At 31.0% G+C, this 4,410-nt stretch carries 5 protein-coding genes; 2 read left to right on the top strand and 3 right to left on the bottom strand.

The window, feature by feature from the left end; all coding sequences use genetic code 11:
- Nucleotides 1–452: 452 nt before the first annotated feature.
- Both OM075_RS24305 and OM075_RS24300 read right to left on the bottom strand, forming a co-directional pair.
- Nucleotides 453–1,529 (bottom strand): DUF4852 domain-containing protein, encoded by a 1,077-nt coding sequence (locus tag OM075_RS24305; RefSeq protein ID WP_301193160.1) that lies wholly within the window; start codon nucleotides 1,527–1,529, stop codon nucleotides 453–455.
- A complete protein-coding gene (locus tag OM075_RS24300; RefSeq protein ID WP_301193159.1) occupies nucleotides 1,526–2,665 on the bottom strand; it encodes a hypothetical protein in 1,140 nt (379 codons plus the stop codon). The genes OM075_RS24305 and OM075_RS24300 overlap by 4 nt, the downstream gene beginning before the upstream one ends.
- A 303-nt stretch (nucleotides 2,666–2,968) precedes the next feature.
- Between OM075_RS24300 and OM075_RS24295 the strand changes: the two genes are divergently transcribed.
- Together OM075_RS24295 and OM075_RS24290 are read left to right on the top strand one after the other, a co-directional pair.
- Nucleotides 2,969–3,730, top strand: a complete 762-nt coding sequence (locus OM075_RS24295; RefSeq protein WP_301193158.1) for a metallophosphoesterase — start codon at nucleotides 2,969–2,971, stop codon at nucleotides 3,728–3,730.
- A gap of 15 nt (nucleotides 3,731–3,745) precedes the next feature.
- Nucleotides 3,746–4,009, top strand: coding sequence for a hypothetical protein (locus tag OM075_RS24290; RefSeq protein WP_301193157.1), 264 nt, complete (start codon nucleotides 3,746–3,748; stop codon nucleotides 4,007–4,009).
- A gap of 30 nt (nucleotides 4,010–4,039) precedes the next feature.
- Here OM075_RS24290 and OM075_RS24285 read toward each other — a convergent pair whose 3' ends face one another.
- The gene (locus tag OM075_RS24285; protein ID WP_301193156.1) at nucleotides 4,040–4,309 is read right to left on the bottom strand and encodes a hypothetical protein; all 270 of its coding nucleotides are present in this window, start codon (nucleotides 4,307–4,309) and stop codon (nucleotides 4,040–4,042) included.
- Nucleotides 4,310–4,410 lie beyond the last annotated feature (101 nt).

The raw sequence follows: 4,410 nt of genomic DNA, 5'->3' as shown, positions 1-4,410 counted from the left end.
TGCAATATATTCTGGGGATTCTTTTTTCTTTTCTGCCATAAGTCACAATATTAATAATTTGTTGCTTACAGACAGTGTTTATTTTACATCCTCTTTTTTTTGATCATTGAATTATCTACATAACTATCAATTCTTACAATATAACCCACCTAATTATACATGGTTCTTATTTATAATCTATTATTGTGCCTTTATATATTAGGCATTTTCGTTTAATAGGTTTTATAACCCACCTAATCACACATACTTTATCAATTAAATAATTGAGACTACATGTCTTAATGAAAACCTTATTCGGTAATAATTTCTTCAGGGAATGGTAAAACCAAGCTATCTTCTTTTTGAGTAATTAATTTTACTGTATATTTTTCATAATCATTAATATAAAAAAAATGGGAGGCCGTTGCCTCCCTTGAAAACCAAAAAGTGGAGAGTAAGACTCTCCTGTAAATTTATTTAGAAGTACTTAAATATCTGTACTTACAGGTCTTATCTTCAAAAAAATCGATTCTTTGGATTTCACAAACAAGATATTGTTTGGACAAATCTTTAATTCCTTTTTTTGCACAATATTGTTCATCTGCTAAATGTTTAATCTTAAACCAAATCCCAGCAGAAATAGTGCGATCAACTCTACCGCTTGATGATTTACGGTAGTCTATAAGTAATTTTGCTTTATTTGGATTCAATTTAATTTTTTGAAACGCATCTGTATTTTCAAAGTAAATACACAAGTCTGTTAAATCGATTCCCTGACCATTAATATCTTCAGCAATTAATGTTTCTGTCTGATCTTTTAAAAACCGTACACTTTCTCCATCCCAATTCATTGGAAAAGATTCCGTATCAAAATCATAACTTCCAAACTCCAGCGTTACTGGTTGTATATATGTTCTTCCAATTTCGAAGCATTCAATTTCATCTATTAATTCTTTTTTCTTAGTTGAAACATAGGAATGAAATGAAAATTCATCAGAATAATTTTGCTTATAGGCTTTTCTATCATATCTGAATGCATATTCCTTTATCACATTATTATTGATCTCGCCACTGAGTTTTTTCGATGCAATAAATGCATTCTTAGGAGTAAAGAATCTCGTTGTGTCTTCCCAATATTCATAATATTCAGGACAGGCAATTTCTCCTGTCTGCAATGCATTATTAATATCAATACCGAAATTGAACATCTTATTGGTTATTGCTAGAGTTCTGTTATCATCGTATACTCTAAATTGTTTAATGATATGAGCTTCATAATTCCCTCCAAAGTCTTGTCCTTTGTTAATTACATCACTTCTATAAGCGCCTCTTTTTTGTGGAGTAAGATTTTTTCCAATGTAATAGTATTTGTATGTATCACTATAATCTGCAGGAGAACATACAACAAGCGTATCTCCAAGGTGATACGTAACTCCATTTATAGCAGTAAAAGGATCATCACTTTTTTCAAATTTCTGCGCATTTGTAAATTGCGATAAACTTAGTAGTACAATTACGAATAATTTCGTAATAAGATTAATCTGGTTCATTTGTTAGTTTTTATAGTATTAAATGTGTGAATATCTCCTTGTTTTGTTGTAATCAGATCTTTCATTAATTCCATTTCAGAAGGAATCTCTCTGTATCCAACATCTCCAATTTTCAATACATCATTAAAAAGATATTTTGATAATTCTGATTGAGGAAATTGTGCAGGTCTATTAAAACATTGAACTTTTTGATTTCGCCTTTTCTTAGATTCTCCAAAGTTCAGACAAGCGTAAATAATGGAATTAGCAGTATGATTTTTGTCTCTCATACCTTTTAGGTATTCATCATATTTAAAATTTAACGCTTGCCATATCAGATTCACCATTTGTCCAACAGAATATAGCTTGAGCAGATCAGCCATAATTGGAGCGATTGCTTCTTTTTGATTTGTAACAAGGCCTCTAGAGTCCAGACTACCATAAAAAATCTCAATCACCTCGTTTAATGCAACTTTCCTCCATAGTTCCAATTGCTCTTCCAATGAAAGGTCTAGTCTTCTAAATGGCATAAAATATTTTCTAGCTATATTTTCTTCAATTTCAATATAAATTGCATAGGGAGAATGGTTTCCAACTCCTAGCTCTGTCATTAAATGTTTAAGGTAAAATATATTGGGTGCTGGATCCCCATCTCCTACAGTTCTAGCACCTATAACTTTAAAGTCCTTCGAAATACCTGTATGAATTAAACTCCCCAAAAATAATTTGACATCAAGATCAAGTGTTTCGAATTGTTCTCGGGATATTTTTATTGTCTTGACATTGCCTTTTTTGTAGGAATAAGCCGCATCTTCCCAAAGATCGTCATACGGAAATAACTTTTCATAAGGATCAACCTCTGAAAACATTTCTTTATGACATGATGGACAAATTGGATTAGATAGTTTTCCTCTTTTAATATGAAGCTTATGAGAGGTTTCTCCACATGTTGGGCATATATTATCTGGATGTACAATTGGTGGCAGTAATTTTAGGAATTGAGTATTAGTTACCTTTTCAAGATTGTACTTTTCCATAATCTTTGGAAGAGTACAATCTTTTTTATGAAAGTGGCAAATTACCTCCTTGAGTTCATCATAAGATAACTTACTAAAATACGGATCTATTTTTGATTCATCGAAATGATAACTGGTCATAGGCTCGTTCCTTTATTGGTTCACTACCGCCTATAAATGAAGGTGGGCATGAACCTTTGCTTTATATAGCCTTAGAAGGTACGACCAAGCACCTGAGAGAACCATACAAGCGAAAGGAACACACCCATATCAGGGTGCATTCACTTTCTGACTTCTCTCTCTTGATAAAATTGGTCGTTTTTCTAAGGAGAAGCGTCAGTGACGCAACAATTATTTTAATATTTCAGCCTCAAAAATAGTAAATCATTGTTGACTATTGAACTTTTTATTTATTTTGTTTGAATTCAAATCCTTTTTTCCCTTATGGTTATTCAATATTGTTCCGATCTACATCTGGAGTTTATCCAGAATAGTTTATATCTTCATAAAAATCCAATGAATTCAGTTGGAGATATTCTAGTTCTGGCTGGAGACATAACTTATTGGGGAAAGAAGCATTTTAAACACTCTTTCTTTGATTATATTTCGAAACGTTTTAAAGCAGTATATTATGTTCCGGGAAATCATGAGTTCTATACCGGTAAAGATTTAAGGATTATTGATAAACCTGTATTTGAATCCATAAGGGAAAATATATGGATGGTTAACAACACATCTATTGCTATTGAAGGAGTGGAATTCTTTTTTAGCACTTTATGGTCAAATATACCAAATGATAAATCTCTATATATTGAAAATAATGTAAGTGATTTTTATAAAATCAAATATCATGGAAAAGATTTGAATACAGACATTTTTAATGAATTACATGAAAGAAGTATTGCATTTCTTCAGCAATCAATTGTCAACTCTAAAGCCTCTAAAAAAGTAATTGTTACTCATCATGTTCCAAGTCAGCTGTGTAATCCAGAGAAATACAAAACATCAATTATCAGTCCCGCTTTTGTAACAGAATTACATCCATTAATTCATGATTTAGATGTTGATTATTGGATCTATGGCCATCATCATGATAATATGCCTGAAAAAGAAATTAATGGTACAAATTTAGTTACAAATCAACTAGGATATGTACATTTGGGTGAACATCATGAATTTAAAAACGCTGCATTTTTTGAAATATAATTTAAATTATACTTGATGCTTACTAACAAAGACCGTCATTACGCAGAAAAAAGAAAGAAATTATGGGATTCCTTTGGTTGGGGATACAGGGGAACAAACTATCTGAGCAAAAATCATTCACTAAATTGTGGGTGTAAATGGTGCAGAATAAAAACACTTCATAACAGATCTGAAAATAAAAAAAATAGATTGAAGGCAAGACTTTCATTAGCAAATAAAGAAGTACATTCAGATATTGAAGATGTAAATATGGAATACAAAAAAGCCAGATATTATTAAAAAAAGGCACCATAACTGATGCCTTTTAAATCATTTCCATCTTGTATTGCGGTATCTTTTCCAATTTTTATTTCGTTGTTTTGAAATAGTTGAGTTGGGTGTTTCTCTGCCATGAGGAAAACAATACTTACAACCACCCATTTCAATATAGTTTTGAATTCTTGAAATTCTTACATTATTGAACTTTTTTGGGATATCAACTACTCCAGAATAACAACATCCAAATGCTTTTTTAAGACGAAATTCTTTTTTCGTTTTTACTTTTAATCTAAGAGGAAAATCCTCTTCAAAATTTTTCATTATTAGTTAGTTAATCCTTACGAACAAATAATTACTGGATCTATGCTATATGTTTTGATGTATATTTCCAGTAATATTTTTAGCCAAAGAACCTCTTCCTT

This window comes from Plebeiibacterium sediminum (genome assembly GCF_026013605.1).
Taxonomy (GTDB): domain Bacteria; phylum Bacteroidota; class Bacteroidia; order Bacteroidales; family Marinilabiliaceae; genus Saccharicrinis; species Saccharicrinis sediminus.
Note: the sequence above shows the minus strand (reverse complement) of the source record. Positions and strands in the feature narration are given on the sequence as shown.